The organism is Zobellia nedashkovskayae, assembly GCF_015330125.1.
Classification (GTDB): domain Bacteria; phylum Bacteroidota; class Bacteroidia; order Flavobacteriales; family Flavobacteriaceae; genus Zobellia; species Zobellia nedashkovskayae.
Genome location: NZ_JADDXR010000002.1, coordinates 4,122,915 through 4,146,244 on the forward strand (window position 1 = coordinate 4,122,915; position 23,330 = coordinate 4,146,244).

The following is a 23,330-nucleotide window of genomic DNA, read 5'->3' on the forward strand; positions in this document are numbered from 1 at the left end:
ATTCAAGACCTTTACCACTTAATTTTTTTACAATTCTTATGAAAAAACATAATTTTAGTGCCGGACCTAGCATACTGCCACAGGAAGTTTTATTAAAATCTTCTGAAGCCATAATGGACTTTAACGGTTCTGGACTTTCCCTTATAGAGATTTCTCATAGAAGCAAAGACTTTGTAGAAGTCATTGAAAATGCTCGTAGCCTTGCTCTTGAGCTTTTAGGTCTTGAAGGAAAAGGCTATACGGCACTCTTTCTTCAAGGCGGCGCCAGTATGCAATTTTTAATGGCGGCCTATAACCTTTTAGAAAAAAAAGCGGGATACCTTAATACAGGTACTTGGAGCGAAAAAGCAATTAATGAAGCTAAATTGTTTGGTGATATTGTTGAAGTAGGCTCTTCTAAAGACGAAAATTTCAATTACATACCAAAAGGATATTCAGTCCCTGAAGACCTTGATTATCTTCACGTTACCTCTAACAATACGATTTTTGGTACGCAGATGAAAAAATTTCCAATGACTAATGTGCCGTTGATATGTGATATGAGTTCTGATATCTTCTCCCGTCAAATGGATTTTTCTCAATTTGATTTGATTTATGCTGGGGCGCAGAAAAATATGGGGCCCGCAGGAACAACCCTCGTAGTCGTAAAAGAGGATATATTAGGAAAAGTATCTAGAAAGATTCCTAGTATGTTAGATTACCAAGTACATATTTCAAAAGACAGTATGTTCAATACACCTCCTGTTTTTGCTGTGTATACTTCTATGCTAACCTTAGAATGGTTAAAAAATCTTGGTGGCATTGCTGCTATTGAAGAAATTAACGAGAAGAAAGCTCGATTAATTTATTCTGAAATTGATTTGAACCCTGTTTTTAAAGGATTTGCTAAAACAGAGGATAGATCAATCATGAATGCTACTTTCAATTTGGCCAATGACAAATTAAAAGAAACCTTTGATGCCCAATGTAAAGAAGCTGGTATTAATGGTATTAACGGTCACCGTTCCGTTGGTGGATACCGCGCTTCTATGTACAACGCCCTATCATTAGAAAGTGTTGGCGTCTTGGTAGATATCATGAGCGAAATGGAAAGAAAAGGGTAAAGCTACTTTTTTACCTTGATTCAATAAACAATAAAAAATGCATCCGTTGGCACACTGCTAACGGATTCATTTTAAGCAATAGCAACACTAATAAATTTTCCGAATAGAATGAAGATACTTGCAAATGATGGAATTGCCCAATCGGGTATTAAAGCGCTAGAAAACGCAGGTTTTGAAGTGCTAACTACTACAGTAGCCCAAGAGCAATTACAAAATTTCATAAATGAAAACGAAATAACCGGATTATTGGTACGAGGTGCCACACAAGTAAGAAAAGATCTTATTGACAATTGCCCTAGCCTTAGACTTGTTGGGAGAGGTGGTGTTGGCATGGATAATATTGATGTGGAATACGCCGAGAAAAAAGGTTTATTTGTCATTAATACTCCTGAAGCATCTTCGTCATCGGTGGCAGAGCTTGTTTTTGCCCACCTTTTTGGAGGCGTTCGCTATTTGCACGATGCTAACAGAAACATGCCACTTGAAGGCGATAGTAACTTCAAAAAGTTGAAAAAGTCATACGGATCAGGAACGGAGCTTCGCGGAAAAACTTTGGGGATTATCGGTTTTGGGAGAATAGGACAAGCTACGGCTAAAATAGCTTTGGGTATTGGTATGAAAGTTATTTATCATGATCCTTACTTAGAAAATACTTCTCTTGAAGTTTCTTTTTTTGATGGGCAATCGGTAACATTCAATTTTGAATCACAAGCCAAAGAAGAATTGGTGTCCACTTCGGATTTTATCACCCTTCATGTTCCCGCTCAAAAGAACTATATTCTTGGGAAAGAAGAATTTGAATTGATGAAGCCTGGTGTTGGTATTATAAATGCTGCCAGAGGGGGTGTTTTAGATGAAGTTGCTCTTGTTGATGCTTTGGAGAATGGCAATGTTATTTTTGCCGGTCTTGATGTTTATGAATCTGAACCTAAACCAGAAATCAGAATACTTATGCATCCTAATATCTCATTAACACCACATATTGGTGCCGCTACTGCAGAAGCGCAAAACAGAATAGGAATGGAATTAGCAGAACAAATCATTACCCTTTTAAAATAGTCCATATACAATACCTTTAAGAAAACCTCGTTGAACAATTTACTGTTTAGCGAGGTTTTTTATATAGCCTCAGTAAACAATAGAAATTTTTATCATTCAATTAAATATGTTTTTTTTGATAACTCTTTACTAATCAAAAGAATATATTAATCGGATTAAGTTGAGTCATTTTAAGGGTTCTTTTCCCTATTTCTCATTTTTGACAGAAACTTTTTCGTAAATTGTTAAACAAACATAAACCATTAAATATTATGTCAGGATTATTAGACCTATTAGGCAGCCCAATGGGCAAACAATTAATAAGTGGCGTAGCCAGCCAGACCGGTAATTCTACCGATCAAACAGGTAGCGTATTAAGTATGGCCTTGCCAATCTTAATGGGAGCCATGAAAAAGAATGCAGCTTCACCAGAAGGTGCACAAGGATTAATGAGTGCGCTTTCGGGAAAACATGACGGAGGCATATTAGACAACCTTGGTGGGCTTTTTAGCGGTGGCGTAGACCAATCTGTTATGGACGATGGTGCAGGTATATTAGGTCACGTTCTAGGTGGTAAGCAAGCAACTGTAGAAAATGCATTAAGTCAAAAATCCGGAATGGACGCAGGTTCTGTTGCTACCATATTAAAAGTGGCCGCTCCTATTCTTTTAGGATTTTTAGGTAAACAATCAAAAGAACAGAATATTAGCGATTCTAATGGAATTGGTAATCTCCTTGGCAGCTTTATGGGCGGTGGCGACTCTGGTAACCAACAACAGTCCCTAATTGAATCTTTTTTAGACTCTGATGGTGACGGTAGTATTCTTGATGACGTTGCCTCTATGGCCCTTGGTGGCAATAAAGGTGGCATTGGCGGCCTTTTAGGAGGTCTTTTTGGAAAGTAAAAACTAGATTGTTAAATAGCATACTTAAGCCACTTGTTAATTCAAGTGGCTTTTTTTTGTAAATTGTATAACAGTCGTTGCGATACTACTAAGAATCAGATTATGAAAAAGATATATTTAGTTTTAGGAACACTTAGCTTTTTTACCTTGTTGATCGCTAGTAGTTGTTCTAGCGCAAAAGAAGTTGTTGCTATTTCTGATGAAGAAAAAGTCGCCTTTCAGCAAAAGGAAAGAGACACCATTACAATTGCTAGCGATGCCACAGAATATGAGATTATAATCATTGAACCAGGATTTAATTTTTGGTTACAGAGTATCGCAAAACCACGTAATTATTATTCACAGTCGTACATGGAAAATCGGAATCAGATTTTTGTTGTCAATTACAACCAAAAGGTAATGCAGCCTATGCGTTACGACCCTAATCTTTACGAGCAACAAATCAATTATGAACCTAACATAGATTATGGTTATGAAGTGAATTATAAGCTCTATAATTACTTTATTTATTTCCAACGAAAATACAATCAGCGCTTGGGGCCTTTTGTACCAAGAATTTGATTGCCTATATTTGCTTAGATACAAGTTATGAAAAAATTAAAACAACGCTGGGGAATAGACTCTAATCTTCAGTTAGCCGTCATTTTTTTAGTCTTTGCTATTACTGGCTCCACTGCCACTAAACTAGCTGCGCCCGTTACCGCATTTATCGGTCTTGATAGCGAAACAACTAATGCCTGGATATATTGGACTTTTCGCATTCTGCTCATATTCCCAATTTACCAAGTGCTTTTAGTGGCATTTGGATGGCTTTTTGGTCAGTTTCAGTTCTTCTGGAATTTTGAGAAGAAAATGATAAACAGACTCGGTCTGGGGTTTCTTCTTAAATAATTTATCCATTCTTTTTTAAAGGCCATGGCGTTGTTTTATAATTTTGCCACATGAATAAAATTACCGGTATTTTAATTTCATTAACCTCTATTTTGCTGGTAACTTGTCTTCTCATCCCTTCATTAGCTAAGTTTGCGCACGCACTAAACGAACATCATTCTGAAGAATGTACAGATGCAAACAGGCTGCATGTTCATGAAGCTGAACTAGATTGTGATTTTCAAAAGTTTCAATTATCACCTCAATTTGCTCAATTTACAATCACTTTCAATCAGTATAAACATGCCCTAATAAAAGAAGGTATTACTAATTTTTATTTCTTTTTAAGTAAGTACCAAAAACTTCAATTTATTCTTAGGGGACCTCCCTATCTTTCATAATTACTTTGACTTACAATATCTTTATTTAAGTATCACTTTAAACTACATGCATTATGAAACGTATCATAAATGTGTTACTTTTTACAATGTTGGGCACTTTTTTACAGGCTCAAAATTCTATATCAGGAACAATTACAGATAAAATAGACCAAGCTACTTTATTTGGCGCAGAAGTTTATTTTCCTCAATTGGAAAAGGGCACCGTAACCGACGAAAATGGATATTATGAATTGAAAAATTTACCTACAGGGAGCTATAAATTAATAATATCCCATATTGGGTTCCTAACTTCATCACAGTCCATTGTGATTACCGATGGCAACACCTCTTTTAATGCTCAATTGACGCCTAGCGCCATAGAAATGGAAGAAATTATTGTTTCAACCCCATTCCACAAATTACAGCGTGAAAATGTTATGAAGGTCGAAAGAGCTGATATGAAAGATTTAAAAGCCCAAGGTGCAGTTACGTTGAGCGAAGGAATAACTAATGTTCCAGGGGTTGAAAGTGTCTCCACAGGGCTAGGAATAGGCAAACCGGTCATAAGAGGATTAAGCTCCAACCGGGTTTTGGTATATGCACAAGGTATTCGTCTTGAAAATCAGCAGTTTGGTGACGAGCACGGTCTTGGTATAAGCGATGCGGGTATTGAGAGTGTAGAAGTTATAAAAGGACCCGCTTCCCTACTTTACGGCTCCGATGCACTAGGTGGCGTATTATATCTGAATCCGGAAAAATTTGCTTTACCAAATAAAACCGAAGGCGATGTAAACCTTACTTATTTTTCAAATACCGAGGGAATAAATGCCAATGCCGGATTTAAAACCTCTGGAGAAAAATTCAAGTTTATGTTACGAGGAAGCACGGCAAGTCATACGGATTATCACACAGGAGATGATGTAACGGTTACCAACTCCAGGTTTCAAGAACAAGATATTAAAACAGGCGTAGCTTACCAAGGAACCAGCTTTAAAACGGAGCTTAGGTACAACTATAATTATTTGAAATTAGGTATTCCCGAAGAAATTGGTGAGCAAACGAATGACCGCACTCCCCTTTCTCCTTATGAATCTATAGATAATCATATATTAAGTTCAAAAACCAATATTTTCTTTGGCAAATCTAGTTTAGAGACTACTCTAGGCTATACTTTTAATACTAGAAAGGAATTTGAGGAAGGTGAAGATGAAGCTGCTTTAGACATGAATTTGGCCACCTTCAACTATAATCTTCTATATCACCTGCCAAAATGGGGGAATTGGGAAACTATAGTTGGAGCACAAGGTATGCACCAAACTAATTCAAATTTTGGCGAAGAGGCCCTTATTCCTGATGCGACCACCAATGATATAGGTTTTTTAGCTACTTCTCACCTCCATTTTGAGAACAATAGCGATATGCAATTTGGAATTCGCTATGACCGTCGTGCATTAGATGGAGAGGAAAATGGAATTTCTGGTGAAGAAGGTTATATATCACCTATTGACCAGAGCTACAACAGTTTTAATGCCGCATTGGGCTACAAACTTGAACTCTTAAAAAAGCTAACAGGCAGAATAAACCTAGCATCAGGTTTCAGAGCTCCTAATTTGGCCGAATTGACTTCTAATGGGGTTCACGAAGGTACTAACCGCTATGAAATTGGTAATGCCGATTTAAGCAACGAGCAGAACCTTCAGACTGATATCTCAATAGAATACAAGAACGAGCACATGGAGTTTTATGTGAACGGATTCTATAATTCCGTGAACGACTTTATTTTCATTCAGTCTAACGGACAGACTATTGAGGAAAATGAAGTTTTTCTATACCAACAACAAGATGCTAAATTATACGGTGGAGAAATAGGACTTCATATTCACCCGCACCCATTAGATTGGCTACATATTGAAAGTAGCTTTGAAACGGTTACCGGAAAACTAAAAGATGATACCTATTTGCCTTTAATCCCCGCGAATTCGCTTACCAATACTTTACGAACAGAATTTACAAAAACAAATAACCGGCTAGAAAGCAGCTATGCATTTATCACCTTAAAATCAGTGTTTAAACAGAATAATATAAGTGGATTTGAACTAGCTTCGGATGGATACAACCTACTAAATATAGGGCTTGGAGGAACAACTTTATTGTTTAATCATCCTATAGACATTCGTTTAAGCGGAAACAACATCCTTAATACGGATTATATTTCGCACTTATCTAGGTTAAAAGGCGATGGCATATCTAATATTGGTAGGAATATCAATTTAGGGGTGAGCATTCCTCTTTAAAATTAAACTCACCTACTACTAAGCCGCAAGTCAACTAGAAAAACTACTATTTGCTTGCGGTTTTATTTTTTTCCTTAAAATGAAAACCATGAACAAGTTGGCCAAAAAATCCTTTAGGCATTTTATCATCACCTTCGTAACCTAATGGGACCAAACCACTGTCTTCGGGGATATAGTCGGTTTTAAAAATATAATCCCAGAGACTTAAGCTAATACCGTAATTTACACCATTCTTCTTTCCTTCCGGAAGCTCATAAGCATGGTGGTACAAATGCATGACCGGGTTATTGAAAATATACTTTAACGGGCCCCAAGTTAGTTTAATGTTCGAATGATTAAGATGCCCTATTGCTATAGCAAAAAAATGAACGATATAAGCCTGCTCAGGCTCAAACCCTCCCAATACCATTACCGCAAAAGTTTTAAGAGGTTTGTAAAATAAATTCTCCATCCAATGGTAACGCATATGGGCTGCAAAACCCATTTCTTTTACACTATGATGAACCTTATGAAACTCCCATAAAAAAGCATACCTATGAAGCAGCATATGAGTAAACCATTGCACAAAATCCAGCAGCACAAAAAAGACTGTTAACTGCAAGATTGGAGGCCATTCATGCAGGTTAATAAGCGCTAAAGCATCAGATGGCATTCCAATGTCTAAAAACATCAATTCCAATAACTTATAAAATCCACTTATTGCAATTACGAAAAGGAAGAAATTGAAAAATATATAAAATGCATCCAACCAAAAATCTCTTCTAAATACCGCCTGATTTTTCCGCCATGGAAAAGCAATTTCCAGAATCCATACCAATGCCGAGAGTACTATAATACCCCAGAAATAATTGGTATACCAAGGAACATCAAACAGGATAGATTTCCATGTCCAATTAAGAGTTCCCAATAGGGAATCTAGAAATGCATCAAAGTATTTTTCCATTGTTAAATAAGCTTTTGCATAATATAGGTCGGAAAAGAATGCTTAATCTTTCAATTCGTACCAATCAATATCTGTAAGAACCGTTCTTCTACCCTTCTTTTGAGGCGGATAATTCGTAACCAGATAATCTATGATAATATCTTCATTTTCTCCTAAGTCCCATAAATTTTGGGTTTCCTGCATCCATTTGATGGTTGCTTTCCAGCGTTCTTTGTTCATTCGGTTCTGGATGACCAGCTTGGCCGAATGACAATTGGTGCAATTTTGAACGATCTCCATCATTCCAGGACCTTCAACGAAACCGGTACGCACGTGAATGCCGTTTTCAATTTTATCAAAATCATCTTCTTCAACTGGTACGGTAACTATTTCTGAATCAGGCTCAGAACCCTTAAAAATTGATATATCTGGGTTTTTTATCAGATACACTAATGCAACGACAAAAACGCCAATACTAGCGCAAACGATAACAAGCACCTTATAAAAACTCCGAAAATCCTTTTTTAGTTTATCATGATTTTGCTTTTCCATCTATGCGATTTTTACAGCTATTCTATGACAAGCATTGTTTAAGTATCCTTTTGGGTTCCAACCGGGAAGCAACATAGGTTGAGCAACACCATTAGAATCAGTAGCCTTTGCCCAAACTTCATAATACCCTTCTTGCGGAAAATCTACCTCTGCAGAAAAATGTTGCCATGCCAAACGGTTCGCAGGTTTATCTAGCACGCATGTTTTCCAAGTAGCTCCAAAATCTATGGAATACTCCATTTTAGCAACCTGTAACTCACCGGCCCAAGCATGTCCTCTAACAGTTAATGTTTTTCCTTTAGAAATGGTAGCACCAGATTTTGGATAGGTAATTAATGATTTTACTGGCATCGATTCAATGATGCACATATCCTCATCAGCTACTTTAGCACCTGGAGCAACAGGCTTACAAGGCATGCGATAGGCAGTACCCGTCATTTTAGTACCGTCATGCACGATATTCCGAACACTTATTCTTTGCAACCATTTACCCGAAACCGAAGCTGGCCACCCTCCAGCAACCACACGAAGTGGATAACCGTGCGCCAAAGGAATATCTTCGCCATTCATTTTAAATGCCAATATAGTTTCATCTTGTAGTGCTTTTGCCATTGGCGCGCCTCGTGAAATGGGTTCTTTTGTAGGGTCTCTACTTAAGTGAATATCTGCTGCGTGATAACCAAAATATACGGCATCATCTTTTATACCTACATCCTCTAGCACATCACGAAGTCTAATACCCGTCCAACTAGCGCAATAAACAGCGCCAATAGTCCATTGGTTTCCTTTAGCTGGCGGATCAAACTCGCTCCTTCCATTACCGCCGCATTCTAAGGTTAATTGGTAGGTGTGTTGTTTAAATTTTGATTTAAGCTCGTCCAAAGTGTAGGTTTTCTTTTGTTTAACAGATTCACCGTCTATGGTAAGCGTCCAGTTCTTTACATCTATCTCTTCTGGTACAAGTCCATTATTACGAATAAAAATATACTTGTTAGGCGTGATGTTATCATCTAACAAATGAGCCTGAGCTTCCATATTCCAAGGCTTGTCGTTCAAAACGACCATTTCCTTGTCTTTGTTGAATAATTTAAAAGGGTCTGGGTCTTGCAGCGCCAATGGAATATAATTCTCTACCATTTTAGAGCCATACACAATATCAGCTCCAACAATACTTGCTAAAGATGCAAGTGCTGCTTTTCCTATGAACTTTCTTCTTTGCATAAAATTTAGGTCTGGGTTACACTCAAAGTTATAGATATTTAGTATACCCCTCTATGCTGGTCCAAAATTTATTTTTTTTTTAAGAATTCAGATTTATACTTGGCTAAAAAAGATTGACCAAAATAATGTTATGAAGGATAAGCCCCTTAATGAACAAAGGTTGAAGTGGTATTAACCAAAACATATATAACCTATTGAAAATTAGATTTATAAAAAAAGGTATTGAATCTATAGGCTTTTATGCTGCTATTTAAAAATTAAAAAAGAAGTGGAATACTGCTGAAAGGCAAATTAAGCATTAACCTCTATTGTTTCCGTTTCTTTAGATTTTTTGAAAACGTAGGTGTACAACCACATAAGCGTAAAAGTAGGTATGACATCTAAACCGGGAATAATCTCCTCTAAAAAAGTAACGATACCAGCACCCTGACCAATTTTACCTTTATACATGCGGGTCATGAGCCAACCGGCTAGCGGCGCCCAAACAATATCCGAAAACTCACCTACAAACGGAATGGCAAATGAAAGCATGCCTATACCATCAAAAAGTAAACTTATGAGTAGTTTTTTATATTTTTCGTCTTTATCTTTTGACATAATGGAAAGTATTTATTCTTATTACTAAAAGCAATAAGAATGCCAAAAAATAATCTAAAAAAAACACCTCTTTAGATGAGGTGTTTTTTTTAGCTCCTACGATAAATCTGAGCTGATCAATTTTAAAAACTCATTCCGAGTTTCAATTTTTTCAAATTGCCCTCTAAATCCAGATGTTGTGGTAACCGAATTCTGTTTTTGCACTCCACGCATCATCATACACATGTGCGATGCCTCTATTACTACAGCTACACCTTTGGGTTTTAAAGTACTATTAATACACTCCAGAATATCGTGTGTAAGACGTTCCTGTACCTGCAAACGACGTGCAAAAACATCTACTACACGTGGAATTTTACTTAAACCTACAATATGCCCGTTTGGAATGTAGGCCACGTGTGCTTTACCAAAGAAAGGTAACATATGATGTTCGCAAAGTGAATACAACTCAATGTTCTTAATGATGACCATATCATCATAATCCTCTTTGAACATGGCACTTTTAAGTATTTCAACAGCATCTTGTTGATAGCCTTGCGTAAGAAAAAGCATAGCTTTGGCTGCTCTTTCGGGTGTTTTTACTAACCCTTCTCGAGTGACATCCTCTCCTATTCCATCTATAATTTTTGAAAAACGGTCTTTGACCTCCGTTGTAATTTCCATATTATATTCTTCAAAATTTTTATAGGGTGCCATAAAGGTTTTTTATTTTGTTTATTGTATGTGTAAAAATAGTAAACAAAAGTATAGCTTTCTATACTAATCTGCCAATTTAATCTTTTTGTATCAAAAACAGCATCTCTACCTATCTGTCTGCAAACATCAATTTTCATTACTTTTACCATTCAATAAAGTTTGGGATTAGTTTTTATAATTGAAATTTACACGGATTAAGAATCAAAATATATGATTAAAGCCAATAATATTAAAAAGTTTTACGGCGATTTAGAAGTTCTAAAAGGTGTAGACCTTCATATAAAAAAAGGAGAAGTTATTTCTATTGTAGGCGCTTCAGGAGCAGGAAAAACAACTTTATTGCAGATATTAGGTACATTAGATATTCAGTCTAACCCTTCTGATAGTAAACTTCTAATTAACGGTACCGAAGTAACAACACTGTCTGATAAAAATTTGGCGAAGTTCAGAAACGAGCATATCGGTTTTATTTTTCAATTTCATCAATTGCTTCCCGAATTTACAGCACTTGAAAACGTTTGTATTCCTGCATTTATAAAAAATACACCTAAAGCTCAGGCTGAAGCAAAAGCAAAGCAACTATTAGATTTTTTAGGGTTGTCCGCACGATATAATCACAAGCCTAACGAACTTTCTGGTGGCGAACAACAACGTGTAGCTGTGGCCCGTGCATTGGTTAACGACCCTTCTATTATTTTTGCGGATGAGCCTAGCGGAAACCTAGATTCCGAAAGTGCCGATAACCTTCATAAACTCTTTTTTGAGCTACGTGATGAATTTGGTCAAACTTTTGTTATCGTAACTCATAACGAGCAGTTGGCGGATATGGCAGACCGGAAATTAACTATGGTAGATGGTTTAATCGTCAATAAACAAGTAGTCCTTGATTCTCCGGAACTCTAATCTATTTTTACTTTAATTTTTATACGGAATGAACCGCACCGAACTGAAGCTGTTTTTGGACGCCAAGGTATTAGAGTATGAGCATCCAAAATTCTTGGAGACGGACCCTATTCAAATTCCCCATAAATTCTCTCGCAAAGAAGATATTGAAATAAGTGCATTTTTAACGGCAACAATTGCCTGGGGCAATCGTAAGAGTATCATTAATAACGCCAATAAGCTAATGGCCCTAATGGGCAATTCGCCTTACGATTACGTCTTAGAATACACTGAGGACAACAATGAAGAGCTATCTGCTTTCGTACACCGAACTTTTAATGGGAAGGATTTAGGCTACTTTATAAAAAGTCTTCAGAATATCTATATAAATCACGGCGGATTAGAAGCCGTTTTTGCTAAGCACGCTGCAGGACAAAACATGCAAATTGCTATTTCCGGCTTTAAGAAAATATTCTTTGAACTACCACACCCTTCACGTACCCAGAAACATGTTAGTGACCCTTTGAAAGGTTCTGCTGCCAAACGTATCAATATGTTTTTACGATGGATGGTACGCCCGAACACAACTTCAGTAGATTTTGGGATATGGAAAACTATTACTCCCAGTCAACTATCATGTCCTTTAGATGTTCATTCTGGAAATGTAGGCAGGAAATTGAAGCTACTTACCCGTAAACAAAACGATGCCAAAGCTCTTGCTGAACTAGATAAAAACTTACGAAAATTGGACCCTATAGACCCTGTTAAATATGACTTCGCTCTTTTTGGTCTAGGTGTTTTTGAGAAGTTTTAAAATAATAATAAGAATACATAAGAACATTAAATACAATGTATTACCTATAAATACCTCTTTTTAAACTCTAAAGGTGTCATCTTTGTTTTTGTTTTGAATATCCGTGAAAAATAGGCATAATCATCATAGCCCAGCAGTTCAGAAACATGAGACAAGGAATTTCCTGAATGCACTATAAGTCGCTTTGCCTCTAAGAGAATATGTTCCTGAATTAATTCCGTTGTGGTCTTTCCCAAAGTACTTTTCGTTACCCGGGTTAAATGCTTTGTAGTAATGTTCAGTTTGTCTGCATAAAAATGAGCCTGCTTTTCAGTTTTATAAAATACTTCAATAGCCCGTTCCAAGTCAGAAAGTATCTTTAGATAAGTAGACGAAAGTGTGTTTTCTGTTATATCAAAAACAGTATAAATTCTACTTAAATCTATGTATACAAGACTAATGAGACTCGCTAATTTTTGTTTTTTATAAACTACATTGGTATGGTACTCTACATTGATTTCATTAAAACGACTAGCTATTTTTTGAAGTTCTATAGTTGATAGATGGAGATTAGGCGGATTCTTATAAGAATAGTAAAAAGGAAGTTGATTAACCTTAACATCAGAAATACTCAACTCAAAGAAAGACTGTGTGTGAAAGAAAATATATCCTTCAGCAGGTGAATCAAAATTCCAGCTATGAGTTTGCCCTGGTTTTAGAAAAAATAAGCTCCCTTCTTTTATAGGGTATGAACTAAAATCTATTTCGTGTGTACCACTCCCCTTTAAGAATAGGACACATAAGTAAAAATCGTGCTTATGAGACTTATGTACAATTGCTTCATTATTCTTTAAATGAGTTGCTAAATCATTACTATAAAACTCAACCGTTGCATTTGCATCCTCAAACTGTTCTATATGTAATATTGGCAAAACCTTCATGAAAGCAAATTATGTCCTAAAAGTACAAAAAGCTGCGATAAGTCTATAAGTGCTCAACATCTTATGTGCTTTAAATTTGCACGGTGATTGAATAACTAGCTAATCGTTATTCGTTTCAAAAGTGAGATTATAAATTCATCAAATTTCAAACTATCTAAAAAAAGAGGATATGAAATTTTTAAAAGGGACAAAGGTTTACAGCATATTTACGGGAACTTGCCCTGTTTGTCAAAACGAAAGCATGTATAAGGAATCTAATCCTTATCAAATTTCTAGTACTTTAAAAATGGAAGAGCGCTGTAGCCACTGTCACACAAAGTACAAAATAGAACCTTCTTTCTTTTATGGAGCAATGTATGTTAGTTACCCAGTGGGTCTCTTTTTTGCAAGTATCGCCCTATTTCTTTGTTTTTTTATTCTTCATCTGAGTCTTTTAACCACATTTCTGGTTATTGTAGTAGAAATGATTTTGGTACTACCTATAATTCTACGTTTATCTAGAAATATTTGGATTAACTTCTTTCTACATTACAAACGACCTCTTAAAAGTGAACAGAAGGCTTAATTACAGCCTTAAAGACTAAGACGCAATAAGTTCGTCTAAAATTTGCCTGAATTTTTTAGCATTCCAATCCGTAGAACCTGTCTCCTTTATGACAATTTTTCCGCTTTTATCTATGATAAAGTTGGTAGGAATGCTCTTTTCATTAAGTTCGTTAGGTGCTTGCATTCTAGGAATATATACCGGTAAAGTATACTGCTTTTTGTTTAAAAACTCCTTCACAACTTCGGGTTCCTCGTTAGTCAACAAAATAAATTGTACCGAATCCCCATAATCATCATATACTTTTTGGATACTAGGCATTTCAGCAATACAAGGTGGACACCACGTAGCCCAATAACTGATAAAACTTACTTTTTCCTTACCTACTTCTATAGATGAGGTTGCACCATCCAAAGTGGTTACCTGATACGAAAATGGTTGTAGTGAGATTTGGTCTTCCTCTTCTAACGCTGAAGGAGAAAAGAATTGCATTTTTAAATTATTCAAAGCAACCTGAATGGGCTTTCTCGTCTGTGGTATAATTAATAGCAGAACGAAGACAAATAGCACACCATCACTGATACTTAATTTTCTTTTTTTCATAGGTAGCAAATGTACTAGCTGCGAAACTAAATGCTGCCTAAAATGACTTTAGTCTAAATTAAGAACAACTTAATTCGTTTCGCTCAATTTCTTAAACTGCTTATATACCCATTGCTTTTCTTGAAGAGAAAACTCTTTATTTTCGAACCAGTCGTGGGCGGCTATTTTTTCGTTTTCAATTTGTGCGGTTCTAATGGCATCTAACGATACCAAATGCCAATGCACTCCTTTGTGACGATTTACAGAATAACCAATGCCTTCAGTTATATAAGATATTTTAGGCTGGTTAATTAGCTTAACTCCGTTTCTTAGAACTGCCAAAGTCTTGGTCAGCTCCACAACTTCTGAAAAAGAATACCTTATAAAATCGTTAAAACCCTCTTGCTTGGTATTATATAATTTGTCTCCTATTTCTAGTTCTTTCATAGCTATAAAAGCATGTAAATTTAATGGCTTTAAATGGTTTACAAAGAATTTGAATGTCAGAAATTATTAACAAATTTTGTAGTGGTAAGTTAGAAGACTGACCTTTAAGTCTCCACACTAAAAGTTCATAATTTTACTCAAACGAAATATGTAAATAAAAAAACCACTGCCTTACGACAGTGGTTTTAAATGAATAAGTTGCTTTTATCTAATTAAAGCCAAACTTTTTTAATCCTTCATGGCTTACTTTTATAGCCTCTAAGGGCTTCATGGTAAATGTTTTATCCTGCTCTACCATATAGTACTTCATACCAGACAGTTTCTTTTGTGCTTGAATTGGCCCAAAATCAATACTACCCGTTCCTACAGGAGCAAACCACCCATCTTCATTCATATCTTTAACATGCCAAATCTTAAATCTTTTTGGATACTTTTTGAAATAAGATACCGGGTCTGCACCAGCTTTTGTCACCCAAAATAAGTCCATTTGAAAGTTAACATATTTTGGATTACAGTTTTCCAACAGATAATCTATAACCACTACTCCGTTTTCATCTTTCTTAAATTCAAAATCATGATTATGATAAAGTAATTTAAGCCCTGCTTTTTTACATTTCTCCCCTAATATATCTAAAATACCTGCAAGGTTTTCTGCGCCTCCTGTCATACCCATTACCATACCTTCTTCTTGAAAGGTAAAAAGACCCATTGGTGGAATAGGAATAACAAAATACTTAAAGCCGGCAGCCTTAACATCCGCAATCATAGCATCTGCATTTTCTAAAGTAACTGAAGCTTGGTGACTACTAATTGGCTTTAAGCCCATTTCTTTTAGCGTTTTTTTAAACTCTATTGGGGTCATTCCGTAAAACTTGCCATTATCATAACCTGCGGCTTCAATATACTTATAACCGGCATCAGCTACAGCTTGCAAAGTAGTTTTGGCATCAGAAGCCATATCATCCCTAAGGGTATATAAAGCTAGTCCTCCATAACTATCTTGGGCATTTACAAATGAGGTTGATATCATTAAAAAACAGACCAGTAGTAATTGAATTTTTTTCATTATTGTTTGAGTTTTGTGTAGTACGCTAAGATACTACATCTCCATAAAAATAAACTGACTGATAATCGTAAAATTTGGGTTGCACATAATTTTAAAATGTGTACTGGACAAAATTCTATGCTGTATAGTTTTAAAAAGGCATTCAAAAAATGTAGTTTTAAACTTTAAATCCATTCGCTATGCAATGTCCATGCAATCCTCAAAAAGATTATACTGATTGCTGTCAAAAAGCCCATAATGATATTCTAAGCGTCAAAACCGCGGAGGCCCTAATGCGATCACGTTATAGCGCTTTTGTATTGGCCAATATAAAGTATCTACAAAAGAGTCACCATAGCACTACCCGACCAAACAAACGAGAAAAACGTAAAATTGAAGCTTGGACTAAATCTGTAAACTGGTTGAAGTTAGAAATTTTAAATTCTACCAAAGAAACCGCAACAGATACTGAAGGGACAGTAGAGTTCAAGGCCTTTTATATCGAAAACGGCCAAATGGGCGTCATTCATGAAAACTCTAATTTCAGTAAAGAAAACGGTCATTGGGTTTATGCTAATGGAGAGCATTCCTCCTAAACAATTAAAACTTTACTAGACTAAACTATTCCCCACCAATAAGATTAAAGGTTCCTTTTGTTAATATTTTATTTTCTATAGTTAGTCCTTCCATTGAGGTCAGCGCGATATTTCCTTTATTGGTATTGCCCACTTGTACCGAAACCGAGTCAAAATAATACCCTTCATCCGTTTCTTCGTTTAACCTTAAGATCGAATGAATGTTTTCTATGGCAACAACTGCAGTTTCAGGTATCGCATTAGCCTCGGATACTTCCGTAATAATTTCGGCCTCTACAAACATCCCCGGCAAGAAATGGGCTTCTTTTTCATTTTTAAGATGTGCATGAATCTTTATTGTCCTATTTTCTTCAATAGAAGTACCTATTAGGTGGACTTCCGCTTTAAAAATATTGGCTGAAGATTCTGGGACTTTAAAATTGATTTCTTGCCCCTTTTTTAATTTCATAATATCCTTTTCGAATACTGATAATTCTAGATGAATATGCTCATTATCTATGATTTCCATTATGGATGTTGCAGGGGAGACATACGTACCCCTAGTCACATCAACCTTTGTTATACTTCCCGAAATAGGTGCATAAATAGTGGCTACGGAACTCATATTTCCATTCTCTACCTGTGCCGGGGAAATATTTAAAAGTGTCAACTGTTTGCGTAGACCATTGTATTGCGCCATAGTGGTTTTATAATTACTTTCTGATTGTAAAAAACTTTTTTGAGAAGTGATGTTTTCTTCCATCATCGTTTTTTGCCTCAAATATTCAGACTTAAGGAATTCTAATTTTCCATTCACCTCCATATAGTCCTGCTGCAATGTAATAAAGTCAGGGTTTTCAATTGTAACCAGCGCTTGGCCCCTGCGTACCTTATCTCCTATCAACAAAGGAACCGTCTTTATGTATCCGCCCATGGTAGCATTTACCTCCGCCCTATTTTCTGGCGGCACATCAATCATTCCACTAGTTTTTACAGTTATGGGAAAAGACATAGATACAATGCTGCCCATGGCCATTTTACTGCGTTCAAATTGTACTTTGGACACAAATATTCTACTATCTGCTGTTTCTTCTTTTTGTGTTTCTACTTTACCATTTTCTGATTGCTTATCGCCACAACTAAAAAAGGTTACAAGTAAGCTTAAGGTTAGTATATTATATATGGTGCGTTGCATAATGCGTATATTAAAGGGTTAGGTAATTTATAGCGATTACTATTTGGTTGTACTGCTCTAACTTGTCTAGATAATCTAGTTTAACCTCATAGGCGCTTTCTAAGCTTTGTATATATTGATAAAAATCTACTTCGCCATTTTTGAAGCTGCCGTTGGCCGTTTTTAAAATTTCGTCCGATAAGGCGGTTCCTTCTTGCTCATAATAATCGAGTGAATTCATCAATTGATCCATTTGCGCTTTGAGTGATACGTACTTGGCATTCAGTTGAATTTCGTACTCATTATATTCTTTGGCGGCTATTTCTTTTGCAAAACCAGCAGCTTTGATTTTAGAAGCCTGTCCACCAAATAATATAGGAATCCTTAGTCCTAATTGATACCCATATAAATCACTATTTAGCCCGGAATTGGTTCCTTGAAAATAATTAAGGCTGATATCTGGCAACAAACGCTGTTTTTCAAAACCATGTTGAAACTTTAATACCGATATCCTATTTTGGTAATAGTCCAATTCTGGATTTTCATGAGAATTTACAGCATTAAAACTCACCTTTAAGACAGGCTCATTCGCTATTTGTAGTGTGTCTTTTGACTGTACTACTTTCAATAAATCAACATAAGCCAATGCTACATTCTGTTGTGCTTCAAGGTATTTTAAACTAATTTGTTTTTGTTTTGAGGTAGCGGTAATTTTTTCCAAATAATTGGTTTCACCCAATTCAAAACGCCTTGCCGCCATATTAGAAAAACTGAAATACAAACTATCTAATGTTTCTAAAACCCGTTGTTTTTCTCTGGCTATTTGATAGGCGAAATAGGCGCTTGTAACTTTTCTTTTTAACCCTTTTTCCCTTATTTCATAGGAACTTCCCGCTAAAGCTAGATTAGCTTTATTGAGTTTCTTCTCTGAAAAATAAACTGTTGGAAACCTAAAGTCTTGCTGTATGCCATACACTCGTAATGGTTCATTGTTTGATGCCAAATTATTCTCATCAAACTCATAATACACATGGGTCTTATCAAAACTAAAAGCACTGTTGACCAGTGCACTAGATTGGTCCACTTCTAACCTATTGGCATTAAGACCTGCATTATTTTCAATAGCCATTGAAATTAAAGTCTCCAGATTCACTGGACTTTTTTGCGCATTGCTATTTATCGTAAAAAGCAGTAATAGCAATGTTAGTCCAGTAAGTTTATTTCCTTTAGCTAATGTCCTTACCTTATTAGGTGAATCAAAATACGAATACAATACTGGCAATACGACCAAGGTTAAAAGTGTTGCGGTAATCAAACCACCTATAACTACCGTGGCCAATGGCCTTTGTACTTCCGCTCCTGCATTTGTTGAAATCGCCATGGGTAAAAACCCAAAAGCAGCTGCCATTGCGGTCAATAAGACAGCTCGCAACCTGTCTTTAGCCCCATGTTTAATCAGCTCATTAATATCATTAAACTGATTTGTTTTTTTAAGCTCTTTAAAATGTTCAATCAATACAATCCCGTTAAGTACCGCTATTCCAAAAAGGGCAATAAAACCAACTCCAGCGGATATGCTAAAAGGCAGGCCACGTATCCATAGCAAAAACACGCCACCTACTGCAGCTAGAGGTATGGCGGAATAAATCATTAATGCTTCTTTAACCGATTTGAATGCAAAATAAAGGAGCACAAAAATCAGCACCAAGGAAATAGGTACTGCGACCATTAACCTAGCTTTTGCACTTTGAAGATTTTCAAACTGGCCGCCATAAGTTATGGAATACCCCACAGGTAAGGTTATATTATCATTAATCAATTGCTGCACATCATTAACCACCGATTGTAAATCCCGGTTGCGCACATTGATACCCACTACAATTCTACGTCTGGTATCATCACGAGATATTTTTGCAGCCCCTTTTTTATAGGTAATATCAGCCAATTCACTTAGTGGAACTTTACCTCCTCTAGGCACGTCTATATAGAAGTTTTTTAGGTTGTCCATATCCTGCCGTAATTTCTCGTCCAGACGTACCACAAGGTCAAAACGTCTTTCGCCCTCAAAAACATTTCCTGCGCTACGGCCTGCAAACCCCATGGAAACTATATCATTCACCTCTTGGATATTCAGGCCATAACGCGCAATTTTAGCTCGATTAAATTTTACGTTCATTTCAGGAAGTCCCGCTATTTTCTCTACCGAAATATCTGCGGCACCGTCCACATTTTTAATTAATGCACCAATTTCATTTCCTTTTTTTGCAAGAATATCAAGATCATCACCAAATATTTTGATGGCAATATCCGCACGAACTCCGGTAATAAGCTCATTAAACCGCATTTCAATAGGTTGTGTGAATTCTACTTCCATTCCCGGGATTATGGATAGCGCTTCTTTGAACAGATCTGCCAATTCATCCTTTGAACTGGCAGAAGTCCACTCGCTTTTGGGTTCTAAAACAATAATAACATCACTCTCTTCCATAGACATGGGATCCGTTGGCACTTCTGCAGCACCAATGCGCGTAACGACCTGTTTTACTTCAGGAAAATTATCTATTAAAATATTCTCTATTTGGGTGGTGATTTCTACAGTATTACTTAAAGAGGTTCCCGTTTTAAGTACAGGCTGAATAACAAAATCGCCCTCATCTAATGTCGGTACAAATTCGCCTCCCATACTAGCGTACAAATACACTGACACCGCCAACAAAAGTCCCGCAATACCCAATACCATTCGTTTGCTATATAAAGCCCAATGAATAATAGGTTCGTACTTGGAGTTCAGCCAATTCATAAAACGTATGGATATATTCTTATCCGATGCCTTAGAAGGCTTCAAAAACAGAGAAGCAGCTACAGGAACATAAGTGAAACATAGCAACATTGCACCTATAAGGGCAAAGCTGAAGGTTAAGGCCATGGGTTTAAACATTTTTCCTTCAACACCAGATAGAGATAGAATAGGGATAAACACAATTAAAATAATCAATTGCCCAAATATGGCAGAGTTCATCATTTTTGAGGCCCCATTTAATGTAATTTTGTCCTTTGCAAACTGTTGATCTGCTTTTGGGAGACCAATTATTTCGTCTTTTTTTTGAGTAATCTGAAAAGCAATGAACTCTACTATAATTACCGCTCCATCTATAATAATTCCAAAATCAATGGCCCCAAGACTCATTAAATTAGCGTCTACTCCAAAAATATACATGAGCGATAAAGCAAAAAGTAAACAAAGTGGAATTACAGAGGCTACCACTAGCCCGGAACGCAAGTTTCCCAATAATAGAACAACAACAAAAATTACAATCAAACATCCTAAAATAAGATTCTCAGATACGGTAAAAGTAGTTTTCGCGATAAGTTCGCTACGGTCCAAAAATGCATTGATGTAGACCCCTTTTGGTAACGATTGTGAAATGGTAGCAACACGTTCATGAACGGCATCAATTACTTTTTTAGAGTTTGCATCTTTTAACATCATTACTTGTCCTAACACTTTTTCGCCCTCTCCGTTCCCAGTTATAGCTCCAAATCTGGTGGCGCTACCAAAACCAACATTCGCAACGTCTTTTATGTATATCGGCAGATTGCCATCATTCTTAATTACAATATCACCAATGTCCTTCAAAGAAGCCACCAAACCCTCCCCTCGAATAAAGTAGGCCTGATTAACTTTCTCGATATAACCGCCACCGGAAATACTATTATTCATTTCAACTGCCTTGAAGACATCTTGGGCGGTGATGTTCATTGCATTTAGTTTTTCAGTATTTATGGCTACCTCATATTGTTTTAAAAATCCACCCCAAGTATTAACTTCAACAACACCGGGAATTCCTGACAGTTGGCGCCTAACCACCCAATCTTGAATAGTACGGAGGTCTTCTGCGTTGTATTCACCTTTGTATTCCGGTTTAACATCAAGAATGTACTGGTAGATTTCTCCCAACCCCGTTGTAATTGGCCCCATTTCCGGCACTCCAAAACCTTCTGGGATTTTCTCTGTGGCCGATTTAATTTTTTCGGCAATAAGCTGGCGAGGTAGATATGTGCCCATCTCGTCATCAAAAACAATGGTTACCACGGATAACCCAAATTTTGATATAGACCTGATTTCTTGCACACCAGGTAAATTTGCCATTTCTAACTCCACAGGATAGGTGATAAACTGCTCAATATCCTGTGTAGACAGATTTCTTGATGTAGTAATGACCTGAACCTGATTGTTTGTTACATCGGGTACGGCACCAATAGGTATTTGTGTTAATGAATACAACCCAAACCCTACAATAAAGGCTGTAAACAATAGAACAATTAACTTGTTCTTTATGCTGAAATTAATAATATATGATAGCATTTTTGCATAAATAATAAACGTTAAACGTCCCAAATTCACCAAGTGGTGAACGGGTTCAAAAAAATGAATACGATTATTTTATGAATGCCGAGGTGGCTGAAGAATACCTTCTGAATGAAGTGATGAAGAAGGTGCTTGATAAAAGAAATTGTGTGACCTGTACTCAGAAATTTCTATAGACTTAATATCCTCTTTTTGAGAATTTAAAACAAAAGCCGTAATGGAACAAATATGGGATTTATGTTGAAATGGTAACTGTTCGTGATTCTCTTTTTCTTCTTGATGCTCTTTATCGTGAGCAGCTTTTAACTCTCCATAATGTTTGGAAATAAATACAAAAACATTATCTCCATACTGTTCGCTATGAAATTGTGCATGCTCTATAAATTCATCTATTTGAGAAACATCATAGAGACTTATTCCAAAGCTGTGCAATAGAATAACAAATGATAGAGATATGGATACTATTTTACTCACAAGTATAAAGATAATGATTAACACTTTTACTTAGTTCTATGAAAATCAATAGTTTGTTAATATAGAATCTGTCTAATTTATTTTTGTGGATACCTGCTAACAAACAACTATTTATGATAATTACAAAATATGAATAAGGTTTAATAATTAAAAATTCACTAACAAAAGAAGACCTTAGTATGCTAATGCCTAAATGGATTGTTTTATTATAGAAAAAAAACATATGAATTTAAAGCTCTTCAAGATTGTTTGTCTTTATTATGTCTTAAATGAGCATTGGTGCATGACTACTTCACCGACAATATAGTACCACATTTGTCATATTAACTGCAATAAAGTCAGCTTTAAACTTATATAAAGTGGTTTTTTATCAAAAAACTGAAAATTATTATAGTACGGAATCATTTTTGCTTATAGCAAGAATATAATCTTTAAACATTTGGTTTATAAGGACTTTCCCTAAGGGTACAGAGAATATTAGTCAATAATTATCGCTGTTAGCATGGGATTGGAAATTAATTTTTAAAAATTAATACTCCTAAATTCGGGTCATTTTAATACTATTTTGTAATTTAAGATTAAGTTTGCAATTATTTAGCGCATCATAGTGGTGTTAAAGTATTATTAATGTATATGTGATACTTGCTATTATTTTTTTGTTTAATTACTTTTATAAAAGATCAAACGTAATATATTTATGGACATTTTAGAAGAAGCATCAAATTTTGAAACTGCCAAAATGAGTCATATGAGTACCAGTGATAGGGTAACGGCTTCGCGTGAAGCAAAAAGACTCATTTTAGAAATCAACGAAATTTACAAAAAGACGCAAGATTCAAATTTAATGGATGTCATGAAGCGGTTAACCGCTAAGAAAAAGAGAATTGATATTCGGTTAAAAGGAAGACCTGACTCAGGACTTTAGC

General features: G+C 36.0%; 24 protein-coding genes. 12 read left to right on the plus strand and 12 right to left on the minus strand.

Annotated elements, in window-relative coordinates:
* Positions 1-38 precede the first annotated feature (38 nt).
* From serC to IWB64_RS16960, 7 genes are all read left to right on the plus strand, one after another.
* Positions 39-1,103, plus strand: a complete 1,065-nt coding sequence (serC, locus tag IWB64_RS16930; RefSeq protein WP_194535137.1) for a 3-phosphoserine/phosphohydroxythreonine transaminase — start codon at positions 39-41, stop codon at positions 1,101-1,103.
* Positions 1,104-1,211: 108 nt separating this feature from the next.
* Positions 1,212-2,162 carry a D-2-hydroxyacid dehydrogenase gene (locus IWB64_RS16935; RefSeq protein ID WP_194535138.1) on the plus strand — a complete coding sequence of 317 codons (951 nt, stop codon included), beginning with the start codon at positions 1,212-1,214 and terminating at the stop codon, positions 2,160-2,162.
* Positions 2,163-2,413: 251 nt separating this feature from the next.
* The gene (locus IWB64_RS16940) at positions 2,414-3,046 is read left to right on the plus strand and encodes a DUF937 domain-containing protein (RefSeq protein WP_194535139.1); all 633 of its coding nucleotides are present in this window, start codon (positions 2,414-2,416) and stop codon (positions 3,044-3,046) included.
* 102 nt (positions 3,047-3,148) lie between these two features.
* The gene (locus IWB64_RS16945) at positions 3,149-3,607 is read left to right on the plus strand and encodes a DUF6146 family protein (protein ID WP_194535140.1); all 459 of its coding nucleotides are present in this window, start codon (positions 3,149-3,151) and stop codon (positions 3,605-3,607) included.
* A gap of 27 nt (positions 3,608-3,634) precedes the next feature.
* The gene (locus IWB64_RS16950; RefSeq protein WP_194535141.1) at positions 3,635-3,937 is read left to right on the plus strand and encodes a DUF6787 family protein; all 303 of its coding nucleotides are present in this window, start codon (positions 3,635-3,637) and stop codon (positions 3,935-3,937) included.
* Between the two features lie 50 nt (positions 3,938-3,987).
* Complete coding sequence (locus IWB64_RS16955) at positions 3,988-4,317, plus strand: hypothetical protein (protein ID WP_194535142.1); 330 nt, start codon at positions 3,988-3,990, stop codon at positions 4,315-4,317.
* A gap of 53 nt (positions 4,318-4,370) precedes the next feature.
* Entirely contained in the window at positions 4,371-6,590 is a 2,220-nt protein-coding gene (locus IWB64_RS16960; RefSeq protein ID WP_194535143.1) for a TonB-dependent receptor, read from the plus strand.
* A gap of 46 nt (positions 6,591-6,636) precedes the next feature.
* Here IWB64_RS16960 and IWB64_RS16965 read toward each other — a convergent pair whose 3' ends face one another.
* From IWB64_RS16965 to folE, 5 genes are all read right to left on the minus strand, one after another.
* Complete coding sequence (locus IWB64_RS16965) at positions 6,637-7,533, minus strand: sterol desaturase family protein (RefSeq protein ID WP_194535144.1); 897 nt, start codon at positions 7,531-7,533, stop codon at positions 6,637-6,639.
* Between the two features lie 42 nt (positions 7,534-7,575).
* Complete coding sequence (locus IWB64_RS16970; protein WP_194535145.1) at positions 7,576-8,064, minus strand: monoheme cytochrome C; 489 nt, start codon at positions 8,062-8,064, stop codon at positions 7,576-7,578.
* The gene (locus IWB64_RS16975) at positions 8,065-9,285 is read right to left on the minus strand and encodes a sulfite oxidase (RefSeq protein WP_194535146.1); all 1,221 of its coding nucleotides are present in this window, start codon (positions 9,283-9,285) and stop codon (positions 8,065-8,067) included.
* 291 nt (positions 9,286-9,576) lie between these two features.
* On the minus strand, positions 9,577-9,882 hold the full coding sequence (locus IWB64_RS16980) for a hypothetical protein (RefSeq protein ID WP_194535147.1): 306 nt from the start codon (positions 9,880-9,882) through the stop codon (positions 9,577-9,579).
* Between the two features lie 96 nt (positions 9,883-9,978).
* On the minus strand, positions 9,979-10,578 hold the full coding sequence (folE, locus tag IWB64_RS16985) for a GTP cyclohydrolase I FolE (protein ID WP_155596256.1): 600 nt from the start codon (positions 10,576-10,578) through the stop codon (positions 9,979-9,981).
* Between the two features lie 210 nt (positions 10,579-10,788).
* Here folE and IWB64_RS16990 point away from each other — a divergent pair, with 210 nt between their 5' ends.
* Positions 10,789-11,481 carry an ABC transporter ATP-binding protein gene (locus tag IWB64_RS16990; protein ID WP_194535148.1) on the plus strand — a complete coding sequence of 231 codons (693 nt, stop codon included), beginning with the start codon at positions 10,789-10,791 and terminating at the stop codon, positions 11,479-11,481.
* Positions 11,482-11,509: 28 nt separating this feature from the next.
* The gene (locus IWB64_RS16995) at positions 11,510-12,274 is read left to right on the plus strand and encodes a TIGR02757 family protein (protein WP_194535149.1); all 765 of its coding nucleotides are present in this window, start codon (positions 11,510-11,512) and stop codon (positions 12,272-12,274) included.
* Between the two features lie 44 nt (positions 12,275-12,318).
* Here the strand turns inward: IWB64_RS16995 and IWB64_RS17000 are convergent, their stop codons facing one another.
* Positions 12,319-13,194, minus strand: coding sequence for a helix-turn-helix domain-containing protein (locus IWB64_RS17000; protein WP_194535150.1), 876 nt, complete (start codon positions 13,192-13,194; stop codon positions 12,319-12,321).
* A 169-nt stretch (positions 13,195-13,363) separates the two neighbouring features.
* Here IWB64_RS17000 and IWB64_RS17005 point away from each other — a divergent pair, with 169 nt between their 5' ends.
* Complete coding sequence (locus IWB64_RS17005; RefSeq protein ID WP_194535151.1) at positions 13,364-13,759, plus strand: DUF983 domain-containing protein; 396 nt, start codon at positions 13,364-13,366, stop codon at positions 13,757-13,759.
* Between the two features lie 15 nt (positions 13,760-13,774).
* On the opposite strand, the gene IWB64_RS17010 is transcribed toward IWB64_RS17005, so the two are convergent.
* The 3 genes from IWB64_RS17010 to IWB64_RS17020 form a co-directional block, all read right to left on the minus strand.
* Positions 13,775-14,341 carry a TlpA family protein disulfide reductase gene (locus IWB64_RS17010; protein WP_194535152.1) on the minus strand — a complete coding sequence of 189 codons (567 nt, stop codon included), beginning with the start codon at positions 14,339-14,341 and terminating at the stop codon, positions 13,775-13,777.
* Positions 14,342-14,410: 69 nt separating this feature from the next.
* Entirely contained in the window at positions 14,411-14,767 is a 357-nt protein-coding gene (locus IWB64_RS17015) for a pyruvate kinase (RefSeq protein WP_194535153.1), read from the minus strand.
* Positions 14,768-14,975: 208 nt separating this feature from the next.
* Entirely contained in the window at positions 14,976-15,833 is an 858-nt protein-coding gene (locus tag IWB64_RS17020) for a sugar phosphate isomerase/epimerase family protein (RefSeq protein WP_194535154.1), read from the minus strand.
* A gap of 179 nt (positions 15,834-16,012) precedes the next feature.
* Here IWB64_RS17020 and IWB64_RS17025 point away from each other — a divergent pair, with 179 nt between their 5' ends.
* Positions 16,013-16,408, plus strand: a complete 396-nt coding sequence (locus IWB64_RS17025; protein ID WP_194535155.1) for a YchJ family protein — start codon at positions 16,013-16,015, stop codon at positions 16,406-16,408.
* A gap of 25 nt (positions 16,409-16,433) precedes the next feature.
* Here IWB64_RS17025 and IWB64_RS17030 read toward each other — a convergent pair whose 3' ends face one another.
* The 3 genes from IWB64_RS17030 to IWB64_RS17040 form a co-directional block, all read right to left on the minus strand.
* Positions 16,434-17,582: an efflux RND transporter periplasmic adaptor subunit gene (locus IWB64_RS17030; protein ID WP_194535156.1), complete on the minus strand. Its 1,149-nt coding sequence runs from the start codon at positions 17,580-17,582 to the stop codon at positions 16,434-16,436.
* A 10-nt stretch (positions 17,583-17,592) separates the two neighbouring features.
* Entirely contained in the window at positions 17,593-21,927 is a 4,335-nt protein-coding gene (locus IWB64_RS17035) for a CusA/CzcA family heavy metal efflux RND transporter (protein WP_194535157.1), read from the minus strand.
* A gap of 78 nt (positions 21,928-22,005) precedes the next feature.
* Positions 22,006-22,404, minus strand: coding sequence for a hypothetical protein (locus IWB64_RS17040; RefSeq protein ID WP_194535158.1), 399 nt, complete (start codon positions 22,402-22,404; stop codon positions 22,006-22,008).
* A 697-nt stretch (positions 22,405-23,101) separates the two neighbouring features.
* On the opposite strand from IWB64_RS17040, the gene IWB64_RS17045 reads away from it, so the two are divergent.
* Complete coding sequence (locus tag IWB64_RS17045) at positions 23,102-23,329, plus strand: hypothetical protein (protein WP_194535159.1); 228 nt, start codon at positions 23,102-23,104, stop codon at positions 23,327-23,329.
* Position 23,330 lies beyond the last annotated feature (1 nt).